The organism is Streptomyces sp. HUAS TT11, from assembly GCF_051553595.1.
GTDB lineage: Bacteria > Actinomycetota > Actinomycetes > Streptomycetales > Streptomycetaceae > Streptomyces.
This window is the reverse complement of record NZ_CP196184.1, coordinates 7,471,180-7,486,377: the sequence shown is the minus strand read 5'-3', so window position 1 is coordinate 7,486,377 and position 15,198 is coordinate 7,471,180. Positions and strand designations below refer to the sequence as shown.

The window sequence follows — 15,198 nt, the reverse complement described above, 5'->3', positions numbered from 1 at the left end:
ACGGGTGAACGGCAGTTGAACGGCACCCGTGTACGGGGACGTCAATGGCAGGGTGAGCAGCATGGACGGTCGTGACCTGGTGCGTTCGGTGAAGGTGGTCGGTTCGGGGGGCGCGGCGCAGGGCCTGCGCACGGTGCGGGCCGCGTGGCGCAGGAGGCGTACCGACGCCATCGGGTTGCCGCAGCGGGGTGCGGAGCGGGCGCGGGTGCCCGGGCCGGTGCGGGAGGCGGTGCCGGAGCCGGGCGGCGGTGTCGTGCGGTTCGCCCGGGCCGAACTGCGGATCACGGTCGCGGTGACCGGTGCGGTCTTCTGGGGATGGGACGGGGCCGGCCCGGAGCCGTCGTACGCCCTCGCGGGCCGCTGCCCCCGACCGGATCCCCGGGCCGCGCTGGAACCGGACAAGGACGGTGGCTGGCGGGTCGTGGCGGAGCGCGTCACGGTCGTGGTGTCGCGGCACGGGGCGGTCGAGGTGCGGACCCCCGGCGGGGTGATCCTGCGCCGTGATCTGCCTCCGCGCTGGTGGGAGCCGGTGGGCGGGGGCGCGGCCCGCTGGATGCAGCGGTCCGAAGTGCCGTCGGACGCCCGGTTCTTCGGGCTCGGCGGCCGGGCCGCGGGGCCCCGGTTGCGTGACGGGACGTACCGGCTGTGGAACACGGATCCCGGGCAGCCGTTCGCGCCCGGCGACGATCCGCTGTACATCACGATGCCGGTGCAGATGGTGGTGGCCGACGCGGCCACGCATCTGGTGTTCCACGACACGTCGTGGGACGGCACGGTGACGTTGCGCGAGGGCCGGGAGGGCGCGGGCTCCGGGCACGACCGGGCGGGCGTCTGCGAGGTGCGGATGGACGGCGGGCCGCTGCGCTGCTGGGTGATCGTGGGCACTCCCGCGCGCGTGCTGCGCGTCTGGGCGTCGCTGACCGGGGCGCCCGCTCTGCCGCCGGCATGGGCGCTGGGCCACCATCACGCACGGTGGGGCTTCGGCAGCGAGCAGGAGGTGCGGCGGATCGTCGCGGGCTACCAGGAACACGGCCTTGCGCTCGACGCCGTGCATCTCGACATCGACCACTACGACGGCCACCGGGTGTTCACGGCGGACCGGGACCGCTTCCCCAAACTGCCGTCCCTCGCCGAGGAGTTGCGCCGGGACGGGATCCGTCTGGTGTCGATCGTCGACCCCGCGGTCAAGGCCGAGCCGGGCAACGCCGTGTACGACGGCGGGAGTGCCGAGGACGCCTTCGTACGGGACGCGTCGGGCCGGCTCGTCGAAGGCGTCGTATGGGCGGGGGACAGCGTCTATCCGGATTTCACCGACCCGCGCGTGCGCCGGTGGTGGGGCGGCCTGTACGAGGAACGTCTCGGACAGGGCTTCTCGGGGTTCTGGCACGACATGAACGAACCGGTGTCCTTCACCGCCTTCGGGGAGAACACCCTGCCCCGCTCCGCCCGGCACTCGCTGGAGGGACGCGGCGGTGACCACCGGGAGGGCCACAACGTGTACGCGTTGGGCATGGCCCGCGCCGCGTTCGAGGGGTTGCGCGCACTCGTCCCCGAGGAGAGGCCTTTCCTCTTCTCGCGCTCGGGGTGGGCGGGAATGCAGCGCTACGGGGGAACGTGGTCGGGGGACGTGGCCACGGGCTGGCCCGGTCTGCGCGCCTCGTTGTCCCTGGTGATGGGCCTCGGGCTGTGTGGGGTCCCGTACTCCGGGCCGGATGTGGGCGGTTTCGACGGGAGTCCGTCGCCGGAGCTGTACCTGCGCTGGTTCCAGCTCGCCTCGTACCTGCCGCTGTTCCGGACGCACGCGAGCCTGCGGGCCGGACGCCGTGAGCCGTGGGAGTTCGGCGACGAAGTCCTGGAACACGCGCGCGTGGCGCTCGCCGAACGGCGCCGTCTGCTGCCCTACTTCGTCACGCTGGCGCATCTGGCGCGCCGTACGGGTGCGCCCTATGTACGTCCGCTGTGGTGGAGCAATCCGGAGATCCGGCAACTGAGGGACTGCGAGGACGCGTTCCTGCTCGGCGAGAGCCTCCTGGTGGCGCCTGTGCTGGAGTCGGGGGTGCGCCGCCGGACCGTGTTGCTGCCGCGGGGACGCTGGTACGACACGACGACCGAGGTGGTGTACCGGGGGCCGGCGCACGTGGAGGTGGACGCCCCGCTGGGGCGCATTCCGGTGTTCGCGCGCGCGGGCGCCGTGCTGCCCGTGCAGGGCGAGGACGGCGGTCTCGCGCTGGAGGTGTGGGCGCCGGCACGCGGCCGGTCCGGGGGCGGACTGGTGGTGCCGGACGCGGGCGACGGTTGGGCGGAACCCGAGATCGAGCGGTATGTGACGCGGTGGAAGGGCCGCAAGCTGGTGATACGGCGCGACGGGGACGGCGACGGCGCGGAACCGGCGCGTCCGGTGCGACTGCGGGGGCTCGGCCACGCGTGACCCCGGCGAGGGCGCACATGTCTGCCCCGCGCACCCTCACTTCCGCCGGGGTCGGGGCGGGACGCTCAGGTGTCGTCCCGCCCACGGCTCATACGTAGCGGCCTTCGAACCATCCCTGCACCACCAGCGTGTGCAGCGGGAAGGCGAGTTCGGCCGGGCGGCGCAGCAGGTGCCAGCCCTCCGTCTCGTCCGTGGAGCCGGCGGGCGGCAGGTCGGCGGCGGGCCGCTCGGGGAGCAGACCGAACAGCAGGAGATGGCCGTCGGGTGAGCTCAGGGCGTCGACGAGCCGCACGTCGCGGGCCGCCGCGTCGATACCGGTCTCCTCCTTGAGTTCCCGGACGAGGGCATGTCGCCAGTCCTCGCGGTGCTCGATGAACCCGCCGGGAAGAGCGGTGCCCCCACGAGCGGGCGGGATGGTTCGGGTGATGACGACGAGGGCGGTGCCCCTGGTGTCGTACACGGGCTGGAGGGCCACCGCGACCGGAAGCGGATTGCGGTAGGCCACCGTGCCGCAGGTGGCGCAGGTGCGGGGCCAGTCGGAGACACCCTGGCCGAAGGGCGCTCCACAGCTCGAACAGTGCGAGCCCGGCACGGAGTCGGCGGATGCGAACGAGGATTCGGACACGGGGCGGACTGTATCCGATCACCGAGAGGGCGTGCTCCGGGGGCGGCTCAGTGGGACGGCGTGAGCGACTTCAGGGACACCGGGAAGTCGAAGTACGTGTCCGGGTAGGGCTCCGGTTTGTAGGTGTAATGCCACCATTCCTCGGCCAGGTTGACGAATCCGAGGCTCTCGAGGGTGCCCTTCAGCAACTGCCGGTTGGCGCGCTGTTCGCCGACGATCCGGGGGTCGTCGGTGTGGGCGAGGGTGTCGAAGCAGTCGAAGCCCGTCCCCATGTCGACGGAGTTGTCGGGGAAGCGCTCGGCCCTGGGCGCATGGCACGACACCAGCGGTTCACCGGGGCGGTAGGGCCGGGTCGGCCACGCCGGAAGGCGTACGATGGTCACGTCCATGGTGGACCCGCGGCTGTGTCCGGACTTCTCGGCGATGTAACCGTCCGTGAACAGGCGGGTCTTGTCCACCTGCGGATAGAACTCGGCCTTCATCCTCTGGTCGTCGAGGTCCTTCGCCCAGCGGACGAAGTGGTCGACGGCGCGCTGCGGCCGGTAGCAGTCGTAGACCTTGAGCGTGTACCCCTTGCGCAGCAGCTTCGTCTGGGCCTTGTGCAGTGCTTCGGCGGCGGGGCGGGTCAGGATGCACAGGGGCTGCCGGTAACCGTCGACGGGTTCGCCGACGAAGTTGTGCGCAGTGAAGTAGCGGATCTCCTGGAGGATCGTCGGGTCCACTGTTCGCAGCGCCACGAAGGTCCCGGGCGCCTTGGGCTCCGGAGTGGCCCGGGCGGTGGCGGACGCGGAGGCGACGGCCAGGACTGCGGCAAGTGCGGTGACGAGAGCGCGTACCGCGACGGAAAGTCGTGTCATGTCCCTTCCAATATCAGCCGGGGCGCCGAAGGGGGAAGCCTCCGGCTCCCCCACGCCGAGCGGTCCTCCACAACACCTGTCGGCCCACGCGAGCCCGTGACATGCTTCTGACGGTCCGTCAGAACTGTTCGGTCGTTGTGGATTCCTTCCCGGGAGGCCCCATGCCGCATGCACGCACCCCCGTGGTCGCCGGATGGTTCACCGGCGAGGGGGACGACTTCCGCCTCGTCGGCACCCGTTGTTCGGCCTGCCGGTCCGTGTTCTTCCCGCGCGAGGACACCTTCTGCCGAAATCCCGAGTGCGTGGGGGGCGAGCTCACGGCGACACCCCTGTCCGGACGAGGACGCATCTGGTCGTACACCGACACCAGATACCGGCCTCCGTCACCCTATGTGACGAATCCGGAACTTCCCTGGGAGCCCTGCGCGTTGGTCGCGGTGGAGTTGGAGGCGGAGCGGATCGTCGTGCTCGGGCAGGCCGCTCCGGGGGTGACCGTCCGCGATCTGAGCGTCGGAATGGAGGTCGAGGTCGTCCCCGGTGTGCTGCACGAGGACGCGGAGACCACCTGGACGACCTGGAACTGGCGGCCGACGGGGGTGACGGCGTGACGGACGATGTGGCGGTGCTCGGCGTGGGCATGCACCCCTGGGGCAAATGGGGGCGCGGCTTCGTCACCTACGGAACGGCCGCGGCGCGGGCGGCACTCGCCGACGCGGGGGTCGCCTGGCGGGACATCGGTTCGATCGTGGGCGCGGGCACGGTCCGGGGCGGATATCCCGGATACGTGGCGGGCGCGGCGTTCGCCAAGGCACTCGGCTGGCAGGGCGCGCGGGTCACCAGTGTGTACGCGGCGTGCGCGTCGGGGGCCCAGGCCGTCGGCGCGGCGAGGGCGCAGATCCTGTCAGGGCTCGCGGACGCGGTGCTCGTGGTCGGGGCGGACTCGGCACCCAAGGGCTTCTTCCGGCCCGCGGGCGGTGACCGGCCCGACGATCCGGACTGGCTGCGGTTCCGGGTCCTCGGTGCGACGAATCCGGCGTACTTCGGGTTGTACGCGCGCCGGCGGATGGCCGTCCACGGCGACACCGTCGACGACTTCGCCCAGGTCAAGGTGAAGAACGCGGCGCTGGGAGCGCTGAACCCGAACGCCCGCTACCGCAAGCGGGTCACCGCTGAGGAGGTCTCCGGCTCCCCGGTGGTCGCCGATCCCCTGCGCCTGCTGGACATCTGCGCGACGTCGGACGGCGGAGCCGCGCTCCTGCTGTCGAGCATGGAGTTCGCGCGCCGGCACGGGGTGCCGGAGCCCGTGCGCATACGGGCGGTGTCCACGGTCACGCCGCGCTACCCCGACCCGGTGCTCGACCTGCCCGCTGTCGCCACGGACTCGGCGGTGGCCGTGGCGCCCGCGGACGAGACGTTCCGCGCGTCGATCGCCCGCCACGCCTACGAGGAGGCGGGAATCGGTCCCGGGGACCTGTCCCTCGCCGAGGTCTACGACCTGTCGACCGCCCTGGAGTTGCAGTGGTACGAGGATCTGGCCCTGTGCCCGGAGGGTGAGGCGGTGAAGCTGCTGCGGGAGGGGGACACCGCGCTCGGCGGGCGCGTCCCCGTCAATGCCAGTGGTGGTCTCGCCTCCTTCGGAGAGGCCGTTCCCGCCCAGGCGATCGCCCAACTGTGCGAGGTCACCTGGCAGTTGCGTGGCGACGCGGGCGCACGGCAGGTCACGGGCGCGCGGGTCGGGATCACCGCGAACCAGGGGTTGTTCGGGCACGGATCCGCGGTCGTTCTGGTGCGGTGAACGGACTGGCGCGGATCCCTCGCACAAGCGGCCGAGCCGTGCCCGGGGGACGCTACGACCGCTGTTCGCCCGGGCCCACACAGGCCGCTCACACGCTCCGTGATCAGCTGGGAATCCTGTGTGAACAGGTCATGAATTGGGCCTGGGAGTGCCCGGCGGGCGTCATCATGCTCCCGTGCCCTCCTGGACGGATGCTCTCCGCTTCGCCTTCCAGCCGGTGGTCAATCTGACGACCGGAGGAGTCGCGGCGCTCGAGATCCTCGCACGCCCGGAGTCCGGCGACGTCCTCGCACAGGCCCGCCGCGACCCCGAGCTCGACGGCAACCTCGCCGCCTTGGCGGTCAGCGCGGCCGCGCGACGGGAGACCCTCCTCCCGCTGCACGTCAACGTGTTCGCAGCGACCCTCGCCGACCTCGCAGACCTCGCCGCACTGCGCGACGCGGTGCACAAGGCGGGCCGGATGCCCTGGGAGGTGACGGTCGACATCGTGCCGCCGTACACACATGTGCCGCACCGGGCACTGCTGGAGGCCGTCGCGGTGCTGCACGGAGAGGGCTTCGGGGTCAGTGCCGACGGCGTCGGCGACGGCGACATACCGCTGCGTCTGCTGTCCGACATGGAACCGGACCTGGTGAAGCTCGATGTGTCCCTGCTGACACGGTCGGCCGCGGTACGGGCCATGCGGACGCTGTGCGAGCAACTGGGCGCCCTGCTGTCGGTCGAGGGTGTGGAGACCGAGCTGCAGTGTGCGGCGGTGCGGGCGGCGGGGGCGCATCTGGCGCAGGGCGACCTCTTCGCGCCACCGTCCCGGCTCCCCGTCGCGGACGTATACGTTCCGGCGCTTCCTGCCACCGCGACCGCCACGCCCCGGACCGGACCCTCGGTGCGGCAGTTCGTACGGCCCGCCGCACTGCTGCCCGCCACCGTGTCCGCCGGACAGGTACGGGCCCTGCTCAACGGATCCCCGGACGTGTCCGGGGTGGTCCTGGTGGACCGGGCCGGGATCCCCGTCCGCTCGGTCCACCGGTCGCGCTTCCTGCTGTCGATGTCGGGGCGCTACGGCCACGCGCTGTATGCCGACCGGCCGGCTGTGAAGCTGGGCGATCCGCCGCGCACGGTCGGTATCGACGCCACGGCATGGGAGGTGCTGGACGTGGTGGCGGACGGCGGGCGCGACCGCACCTCGGACGACGTGACGGTGGTCGACCGGGCCGGGCGGTGTGTGGGCGTCGTGCGGCTCGCCGATCTTGTGCGGACCCTCGCCGAGAGCCGGGTCGAAGAGGCGGCGGGACTCAATCCGCTGACGAGGCTGCCCGGTTCGGACGCGATCACGGGAGAGGTGGACCGGCGGATCGCGGACGGCCGGATGTTCGCGCTGAGCTGGCTGGACGTGGACCACTTCAAGCAGGTCAACGATGCGGCGGGCTTCGCCGCGGGCGACGAGTTGATCCGCGCGGTGGGCCGGGCACTGCAGGGCGCCGCCTTCGGAAGCACCCGGGTGGGGCACATCGGCGGGGACGACTTCCTGGTCCTGGCCGACCCGGACGGACTCGATCCGCTCGCCGTGTCGATGCTGGACACGCCCTGGTCGGCCGGTGGCCGCAACGTCACCCTGTCGCTGGCCACGGTCCTGTGTGCGCCGGGCAGCGTGGCCGACCACCGTCAGGCGGCCGCGTGCCTGGCGCCGCTGAAGCAGGCCGCCAAGGCCCTCAGCGGAGCGAGCTGGGTCCTCGGCCGCGCCGGGCTCCCCGGCCACGAGGTACGCCGCGGCTCGGCGGCCGCCCCGGCCCCGGCGGGCGGTCCCGTGTGGGCCTGAGGCCGGCCACGGCGTCGCGGTGACGCGTCCCTTGCCGTCGACATCGCCGGCGGGCCCGTCCCGCCGGCCGCCATGGCGCCGCCGAGGCCTCGAGGGCCGCCCCCGAGACACCGTTCATCGCTCCGGCCGCCACGTCGCCGCCGAGGCCGCGACGAGCACGGCCGAGGCACCGGCCAGCGCCGCTCCGGCCGCGGCCTGCCGCAACCGTTGTCGTCCCCGACCTTGACGCTCTCCGGGCACCGGTGAAAACTTCCGGATGTCCGTCGGCATCGTCGCATCAGGGCGTATGCGGGCAGCGCGCCCCTGGGACCCACACCAGTACGAAGGGTCCTCTCCCGACGGACGGTTCCACTGCACCGGCACGCTCGTCGCGGACGCCGGGCGGGGCGCGGCACCTTCCCTGCCCTCGGCTGAAGTCGCCGCGGAAAACGCACCCTGCACGGAGGACGGCCCCGGGGTGGAACCGCCCCGGGCGAGGGCCCTGGAGCCGCCATGACGCACGGAAGCATCTTCGTCGGCGAGTTGATCGGAACGGCCGTCCTCATCCTGTTCGGCGCGGGTGTCTGCGCCGCCGTCACGCTCAACCACTCCAAGGCCAGGGGCGCGGGCTGGATCGTCATCGCCTTCGGCTGGGGTTTCGGCGTCCTCGCGGGCGCCTACACGGCCGCGCCGAAATCCGGCGCACACCTCAACCCGGCGGTGACCCTCGGCCTCGCCCTGGCCGACATCACCGAGTGGGGGGACGTGCCGTACTACCTGCTGGGCCAGTTGGCGGGGGCGATCCTCGGCGCGGTGCTGACCTGGCTGGTCTACTTCGCGCAGTTCCAGGCCAACGCCGACGACGACAAGGCGTTGCCCACGCTGGGGATCTTCTCCACGGTCCCGGAGATCCGCAATCCGGTCGCCAACCTGATCACCGAGATCATCGCCACCGTCGGGCTCGTGCTGCCCATCCTGTTCTTCGGCAAGAACCCCGGCACCGGCATCGGCCGGATCCCCGGCACGACGGCGTACGGCTCGGGCATCGGGATCCTGATCGTCGCCCTGCTCGTCGTCGGCATCGGCCTCTCCCTCGGCGGGCCCACCGGGTACGCGATCAACCCGGCCCGCGACCTCGGCCCGCGCATCACCCACGCCCTGCTGCCGATTCCCAACAAGGGGACCTCGGACTGGGGTTACGCCTGGATACCGGTGGTGGGACCACTGATCGGCGGGGCGCTCTCGGCCCTCGTGTACAAAGCAGCCTTCTGACCCTTTGACGAAGGGGACGTCATGACGGACAACGCCCAGAAGTACGTCGCCGCGATCGACCAGGGCACCACGTCCAGCCGCTGCATCGTCTTCGACCACGGCGGGGCGATCGTCGCGGTCGACCAGCGCGAACACCGGCAGATCTTCCCCAAGCCCGGCTGGGTGGAGCACGACGCCACGGAGATCTGGTCCAAGGTCCAGGCCGTGGTGGACGGCGCGCTGGCCAAGGCGGGCCTGCGTGCCGACCAGCTCAGTGCGCTGGGCATCACCAACCAGCGCGAGACGACCGTCCTGTGGGACCGGGCCACGGGCAAGCCCGTGCACAACGCGATCGTCTGGCAGGACACCCGGACGGCGGCCCTGTGCAACGAACTCGGGGGCTCCGACGGGCAGGATCGTTTCCGCGAGCAGACCGGACTTCCGCTGGCGAGCTACTTCTCCGGGCCCAAGGCGGCCTGGCTGCTCGACAACGTGCCCGGCCTCAGGACCCGCGCCGAGCGCGGCGAGATCGCCTTCGGCACCATCGACTCCTGGCTGATCTGGAACCTCACGGGCGGCACCGAGGGCGGCCGGCACATCACCGACGTCACCAACGCCGGACGCACCATGCTGATGGACCTGGAGACACTCCAGTGGGACTCCGCCATCCTGGCCGCCATGAACATCCCCGAGGCGGTGCTCCCCGAGATCAGGTCGTCCGCCGAGGTGTACGGGACCGCCGTGGGCCGGCTCGCGGGGGTGCCCGTGGCCTCGGCGCTGGGCGATCAGCAGGCGGCCGTCTTCGGGCAGGCCTGTTACGACGTGGGCACGGCCAAGAACACCTACGGCACGGGCAGTTTCCTGCTGCTCAACACCGGCAACCGTCCGGTGCCGTCCAAGAACGGCCTGCTGACGACGATGGGCTACAAGATCGGCGGCGAGGCACCCGTCTACTGCCTGGAGGGCTCGATCGCGATCACCGGAGCACTCGTGCAGTGGTTCCGCGACCAGCTCGGCATCATCCGCAGTGCCGACGAGATCGAGACCCTGGCGGCGAGTGTCGACGACAACGGCGGCGCGTACATCGTGCCCGCGTTCTCCGGCCTGTACGCCCCCTACTGGCGCTCCGACGCGCGTGGCGTCGTCACCGGTCTGACGCGCTACGTCACGAAGGCGCACCTGGCACGTGCGGTGCTGGAGGCGACCAGCTGGCAGACGCGGGAGGTCGTGGACGCCATGTACCAGGACTCGGGGGTGCAGATCACCACCCTCAAGGTAGACGGCGGTATGACGAAGAACCATCTGCTGATGCAGCATCAGGCGGACGTGCTCGGTGTGCCGGTGATCCGCCCACAGATCCCGGAGACGACCTGCCTGGGCGCCGCCTATGCGGCCGGCCTCGCCACCGGGGTCTGGAACGACCTCGACGAACTCACCTCGCACTGGCAGCAGGACGCCGAATGGACTCCCGCCATGGAGGCCTCGGCACGTGACCACGAGTACCACAACTGGCGCAGGGCCGTGGAGAAGAGCTTCGGCTGGCTTCAGGACGGGGTGGACTGACGTCCTCTCCACGCGCGCGCGTCGCGTGCGCCGCTGCGGCTCGTACCCCGGTCGGCGGGGGTACGGGCCGCACGCGCGCCCCGGGGATCAGGTGGTGACGCGCGGGCGGCGGTCGGCCGTGCGCGCCATCGCGTGCCGGACGACCTCGATCAGGACCTCCTTCACGGACTCCCGCTCACGGGCGTCGCAGAGGACGAGCGGCACCGCGTCGTCGAGGTCGAGGGCCTGCCGTACGTCCTCGGCGGGATAACGGGCCGCGCCGTCGAAGCAGTTGACCCCGACCACGAACGGGATGGATCGGCGCTCGAAGTAGTCGACGGCGGCGAAGGAGTCCTCCAGCCGGCGGGTGTCGGCGAGCACGACGGCGCCCAGGGCACCGGTGGCCAGTTCGTCCCACAGGAACCAGAAGCGGTCCTGGCCGGGGGTTCCGAACAGATAGAGCACCAGGTCCTGGCGGAGGGTGATGCGACCGAAATCCATCGCGACGGTGGTGGTGGTCTTGCCCTCGACGCCATGGGTGTCGTCGACCGGGCGGCCCGCCTCGGTGAGCACCTCCTCCGTGCGCAGCGGTCTGATCTCGCTGACCGCGCCGACCAGGGTCGTCTTGCCCACGCCGAAACCGCCGGCCACGAGGATCTTGAGCGTGACGGGCTCCACCGGAGGCTTGCCGCGCTCACTGCGCCCGAGGACCATCGTTGTCTTCTCCTGCTCGCTGGGGGTCGCACGGCGGCGGTCCGTAGCCTCCGCCGCCCGGGGTCTCGACGACCAGTACGTCGCCGGGGCCCACGTCTGCCGAATCGCTGCCCTCGAGGCGCAGCACGGTCCCGTCCGCGCGCTCCACACGGTTGGCGCCGAGCGCTCCCGGCGTCCCGCCCGCCATGCCGTAGGGCGGGACCCGGCGGTGCTGGGAGAGCGTGGAGACGGTCATGGGCTCCTGGAAGCGGATCCGGCGTACGGCACCGTCCCCACCGCGCCAGCGGCCCCGACCGCCGCTGCCGTACCGTACCGCGAACTCGTCCAGCAGGACCGGAAGTCGCCACTCGAGGACCTCGGGATCGGTCAGCCGGGAATTGGTCATATGGGTCTGGACGACGCTGGCGCCGGGGAAGCCGTCGCCCGCTCCCGAGCCGGAGGCCACGGTCTCGTAGTACTGGTACCGCTCGTTGCCGAAGGTGACGTTGTTCATGGTGCCCGAGCCCTCCGCCTGTACGCGGAGCGCCGCGTACAGGGCGCCGGTGACGGCCTGTGAGGTCTCGACGTTGCCCGCGACGACGGCGGCGGGGTGTTCGGGCGCGAGCATGGACCCGGCCGGGACGACGATGTCCAGGGGACGCAGGCAGCCGTCGTTGAGGGGAATGTCGTCGGCGACGAGGGTGCGGAAGACGTACAGGACGGCGGCGTCGACGACCGAGAAGGGCGCGTTGAAGTTGGTGGCGAGCTGGGGTGAGGTGCCGGTGAAGTCGACGGTCGCGGAACGGTTGTCGCGGTCGACGCGCACGCGGACGTGGATGACGGCCCCTGAGTCGGTCTCGTAGGCGTACTCGCCGTCGTCCAGGGCGTCGATGACGCGGCGCACGGCTTCCTCGGCGTTGTCCTGTACGTGCTTCATGTACGCCTGGACCACGTCCGCCCCGAAGTTCTCGATCATGCGGCCGACCTCGTCGACTCCCTTGCGGTTGGCGGCGATCTGGGCGCGCAGGTCGGCGAGGTTGGTGTGCGGGTTGCGCGACGGGTGCGGCGCCTCGGTGAGCAGGCGGAACGTCTCCTCCTCGCGGAATCGGCCCTCTTCGGCGAGCAGCCAGTTGTCGAAGAGGACGCCCTCCTCCTCGATGGTGTGGCTGTGCGCGGGCATCGAGCCCGGTGCGATTCCCCCGATCTCCGCGTGGTGCCCCCGGGACGCGACGTAAAAGAGGATCCGCTCGCCCTCCGTGTCGAAGACGGGGGTGATGACGGTGACGTCGGGCAGATGCGTGCCGCCGTGGTACGGGTCGTTGACCGCGTAGGTGTCCCCGGGGCGCATACGGCCGGCACGCCGTCGGACGACCTCCTTCACGCTGGTCCCCATCGAGCCGAGATGCACCGGGATGTGCGGGGCGTTGGCGACCAGGTTGCCCTCGGGGTCGAAGAGCGCGCAGGAGAAGTCCAGGCGTTCCTTGATGTTGACGGACTGGGCCGTCGACTCCAGCCGGGCGCCCATCTGTTCGGCGATGGACATGAACAGGTTGTTGAAGACCTCGAGAAGAACCGGGTCCGCCCGAGTGCCGAGGTCGGAGCTCTCCGTGATCGCCACGCGTTCCATGACCAGATGCCCGTCGCCGGTCGCCGCGGCGCGCCAGTCTTCGTCGACGACGGTCGTCGCGCTGGGCTCGGTGATGATCGCGGGGCCCGTGACGGTCTCACCGGGTGGCAGGTGCTCCCGGCGGTGCAGAGGCACATCGCGCCGGACACCGCCCGTGTGGAGACGGACGGTCTCGGGTGCGGCGGTGCCGCCTTCGTACGGGGCGAGGGCGGAGAGATCGGGGGGGTCGGTGATGCCGGTGGCTTCCACGGAGAGGGCTTCGACGACGACCGGCCGGTCGAGCGTGAAGGAGTACGTGGCGCGATGACGTTCTTCGAAGGCGTGGCGCATCGTGCCGGGATCGGTCAGCTCGACGGTGAGCGTGGTGTCCGTCCCGTCGTAGCGCAGCTGGGCGCGGCGGACGACTCGGATGCGCTCCTCGGGGACGTCCTCCGCCAGGAGCTCGGCGCGGACGGCGCTCTCCAGGTCGCCGGCGGTGTTGAGGATCCCGGCCATCGAGGGGGCCTCCAGGGGCGCCTCGACGGACTGTTCGCGCATGGCCGTGGTGTCGGCGAGACCGATGCCGAGAGCGGAGAGCACCCCGGCCATGGGCGGGACGAGCACGGTGCGGATGCCCAGGGAGTCCGCCACCCTGCACGCGTGCTGGCCGCCCGCTCCGCCGAAGGTGGTGAGCGCGTAGCGGGTGACGTCGTGGCCCTTCTGGACCGAGATCCGCTTCACCGCGTTGGCGATGTTGGCGACGGCGATCTGCAGGTACCCCTCGGCGACCTGTTCGGGCGTGCGGTCGTCGCCGGTCCGTTCGCGGATCTCCCGCGCCAGTGCGGCGAAGCGTTCGCGGACGATGCCCTCGTCCAGGGGCTGGTCGCCGTCCGGGCCGAACACCCGGGGGAAATACGCGGGTTGAATACGGCCGAGCATGACGTTGGCGTCGGTCACCGTGAGCGGGCCGCCGCCGCGGTAACAGGCCGGCCCCGGGTCCGCGCCCGCCGAGTCCGGCCCTACGCGGTAGCGGGAGCCGTCGAAGTGCAGGATCGAGCCGCCGCCGGCGGCCACGGTGTGGATGTCCAGCATCGGCGCGCGCAGCCGTACGCCGGCGATCTGCGTGGTGAAGACGCGTTCGTACTCGCCCGCGAAGTGCGAGACGTCCGTGGAGGTGCCGCCCATGTCGAAGCCGATGACCCGGTCGAAGCCGGCGAGCTGCGACATGCGCGCCATGCCCACGATCCCGCCCGCGGGACCGGAGAGGATCGCGTCCTTCCCGCGGAACTGCCCCGCTTCCGCGAGGCCGCCGTTGGACTGCATGAACATCAGCCGCACGCCCTGGAGTTCATCGGCGACGTCCTGGACATAGCGGCGCAGGACGGGCGAGAGGTAGGCGTCGACGACGGCGGTGTCACCGCGCGGGACCAGCTTCATCAGAGGGCTGACCTCGCTGGAGAGCGAGATCTGCGGGAAGCCGATACGGTCGGCCAGCTCGCCGACGGCCTGCTCGTGGGCGGGGTGCAGATGGCTGTGCATGCAGACCACGGCCAGGGCGCGGATCCCGTCGTCGTAGGCCTCCTGCAGCGGCCCCGCGAGGGCGTCGAGGTCCGGGGCGCGCAGGACGGTCCCGTCGGCCGCGATCCGCTCGTCGACCTCGACGACCCGGTCGTACAGCAGCTCGGGCAGTTCGATGGCGCGCGCGAAGATGTGCGGGCGGTTCTGGTAGGCGATCCGCAGGGCGTCCCCGAAGCCCCGGGTGATGACGAGGAGGGTGCGTTCGCCCGTGCGCTCCAGAAGCGCGTTGGTGGCCACCGTGGTGCCCATGCGCACGGTCTCGACGGGCCCGTCGTCCCGGAGGAGTTCGCGTACGCCCGCCACGGCCGCGTCGGCGTACCGGTGGGGATTGTCCGACAGGAGCTTGTGGGTGAGCAGGCGGCCGTCGGGGCGCCGCGCGACGATGTCGGTGAAGGTACCGCCGCGGTCGACCCAGAACTGCCAGCCCGTGGTCACGTCCGTCTCTCCGATCCCACTGCCCGGAACCGTCGGCGCAGAGTGATCGGCACACTGCGGCCGGTCCTCGACGACCCGTCAGATGATAACGGGCCCGGCATCCCCCCGCGGGCCCCACACGACGTGGGCGGCCGGAGCCCCTCCCGCACGAGGGCTTCCGCGCGCTCGCCCGGAGCGCGCGGAAGCCGGGGTCACAGGGCCCGCAGACCGCTGATCACATCACGCAGGATGCTCTCGTCGACCAGCTCGGCAGGGGGCACGGGGCGGGTCACATGCACCAGGCCCTCGTCCGCCAGATCACCGACGAGGACCCGCACCACACCGACGGGAAGATCGAGTTCGGCGGCGATCTCGGCGACGGACTGGGGCGTGTCACGGCAGAATTCCACGATGTCCACGTGCTCGGGGGACAGCGAGGGATCCGCCTCGGGATCGTCCACATGCGGCTCCGTGACGACCACCGCGATCAGGTCGAGGCGGTGCTGGGCCGCATGACTGGTGCGGCCGCGCGTCATGGCGTACGGACGGACCACCGGCCCGGCCTCGTCGTCGAACCAGCGACTGCTTCCCTGATCGTCTCCGCTCATGCCATC

The 15,198-nt window shown here is 71.5% G+C and carries 11 protein-coding genes; 6 read left to right on the top strand and 5 right to left on the bottom strand.

What is annotated here, in order from left to right; genetic code table 11:
• The first annotated feature begins 61 nt into the window (after window positions 1-61).
• Window positions 62-2,428: a glycoside hydrolase family 31 protein gene (locus ACSHXN_RS33515; protein ID WP_356296954.1), complete on the top strand. Its 2,367-nt coding sequence runs from the start codon at window positions 62-64 to the stop codon at window positions 2,426-2,428.
• Between the two features lie 88 nt (window positions 2,429-2,516).
• Here ACSHXN_RS33515 and ACSHXN_RS33510 read toward each other — a convergent pair whose 3' ends face one another.
• Together ACSHXN_RS33510 and ACSHXN_RS33505 are read right to left on the bottom strand one after the other, a co-directional pair.
• Entirely contained in the window at window positions 2,517-3,053 is a 537-nt protein-coding gene (locus ACSHXN_RS33510) for an NUDIX domain-containing protein (RefSeq protein ID WP_355140327.1), read from the bottom strand.
• Window positions 3,054-3,100: 47 nt separating this feature from the next.
• Window positions 3,101-3,910 (bottom strand): M15 family metallopeptidase, encoded by an 810-nt coding sequence (locus ACSHXN_RS33505; protein WP_355140328.1) that lies wholly within the window; start codon window positions 3,908-3,910, stop codon window positions 3,101-3,103.
• 182 nt (window positions 3,911-4,092) lie between these two features.
• Here ACSHXN_RS33505 and ACSHXN_RS33500 point away from each other — a divergent pair, with 182 nt between their 5' ends.
• The 5 genes from ACSHXN_RS33500 (at window position 4,093) to glpK (ending at window position 10,314) form a co-directional block, all read left to right on the top strand.
• Complete coding sequence (locus ACSHXN_RS33500) at window positions 4,093-4,518, top strand: Zn-ribbon domain-containing OB-fold protein (protein WP_355140357.1); 426 nt, start codon at window positions 4,093-4,095, stop codon at window positions 4,516-4,518.
• Window positions 4,515-5,705 carry a lipid-transfer protein gene (locus ACSHXN_RS33495; RefSeq protein ID WP_355140329.1) on the top strand — a complete coding sequence of 397 codons (1,191 nt, stop codon included), beginning with the start codon at window positions 4,515-4,517 and terminating at the stop codon, window positions 5,703-5,705. The genes ACSHXN_RS33500 and ACSHXN_RS33495 overlap by 4 nt, the downstream gene beginning before the upstream one ends.
• Before the next feature lie 175 nt (window positions 5,706-5,880).
• Window positions 5,881-7,521, top strand: coding sequence for a GGDEF domain-containing protein (locus ACSHXN_RS33490; RefSeq protein WP_356114812.1), 1,641 nt, complete (start codon window positions 5,881-5,883; stop codon window positions 7,519-7,521).
• A 492-nt stretch (window positions 7,522-8,013) separates the two neighbouring features.
• Window positions 8,014-8,772, top strand: coding sequence for an MIP/aquaporin family protein (locus ACSHXN_RS33485; protein ID WP_355804381.1), 759 nt, complete (start codon window positions 8,014-8,016; stop codon window positions 8,770-8,772).
• A 21-nt stretch (window positions 8,773-8,793) separates the two neighbouring features.
• Window positions 8,794-10,314, top strand: a complete 1,521-nt coding sequence (gene glpK, locus ACSHXN_RS33480) for a glycerol kinase GlpK (protein WP_355140331.1) — start codon at window positions 8,794-8,796, stop codon at window positions 10,312-10,314.
• An 87-nt stretch (window positions 10,315-10,401) separates the two neighbouring features.
• Here the strand turns inward: glpK and ACSHXN_RS33475 are convergent, their stop codons facing one another.
• The 3 genes from ACSHXN_RS33475 to ACSHXN_RS33465 all read right to left on the bottom strand — a co-directional run bounded on the left by ACSHXN_RS33475 (window position 10,402) and on the right by ACSHXN_RS33465 (window position 15,192).
• Window positions 10,402-11,007 carry a GTP-binding protein gene (locus ACSHXN_RS33475; RefSeq protein ID WP_355140332.1) on the bottom strand — a complete coding sequence of 202 codons (606 nt, stop codon included), beginning with the start codon at window positions 11,005-11,007 and terminating at the stop codon, window positions 10,402-10,404.
• Window positions 10,988-14,605 carry a hydantoinase B/oxoprolinase family protein gene (locus tag ACSHXN_RS33470; RefSeq protein WP_438304775.1) on the bottom strand — a complete coding sequence of 1,206 codons (3,618 nt, stop codon included), beginning with the start codon at window positions 14,603-14,605 and terminating at the stop codon, window positions 10,988-10,990. The genes ACSHXN_RS33475 and ACSHXN_RS33470 overlap by 20 nt, the downstream gene beginning before the upstream one ends.
• A gap of 191 nt (window positions 14,606-14,796) precedes the next feature.
• Window positions 14,797-15,192 (bottom strand): DUF742 domain-containing protein, encoded by a 396-nt coding sequence (locus ACSHXN_RS33465; protein ID WP_356114810.1) that lies wholly within the window; start codon window positions 15,190-15,192, stop codon window positions 14,797-14,799.
• Between the last annotated feature and the right edge of the window lie 6 nt (window positions 15,193-15,198).

Coding starts and splice junctions, on each gene's coding strand:
- ACSHXN_RS33515 (WP_356296954.1), top strand. CDS start 62: ATGGACGGTCGTGACCTGGTGCGTTCGGTGAAGGTGGTCGGTTCGGGG.
- ACSHXN_RS33505 (WP_355140328.1), bottom strand. CDS start 3,910: ATGACACGACTTTCCGTCGCGGTACGCGCTCTCGTCACCGCACTTGCC.
- ACSHXN_RS33485 (WP_355804381.1), top strand. CDS start 8,014: ATGACGCACGGAAGCATCTTCGTCGGCGAGTTGATCGGAACGGCCGTC.
- glpK (WP_355140331.1), top strand. CDS start 8,794: ATGACGGACAACGCCCAGAAGTACGTCGCCGCGATCGACCAGGGCACC.
- ACSHXN_RS33475 (WP_355140332.1), bottom strand. CDS start 11,007: ATGGTCCTCGGGCGCAGTGAGCGCGGCAAGCCTCCGGTGGAGCCCGTC.
- ACSHXN_RS33465 (WP_356114810.1), bottom strand. CDS start 15,192: ATGAGCGGAGACGATCAGGGAAGCAGTCGCTGGTTCGACGACGAGGCC.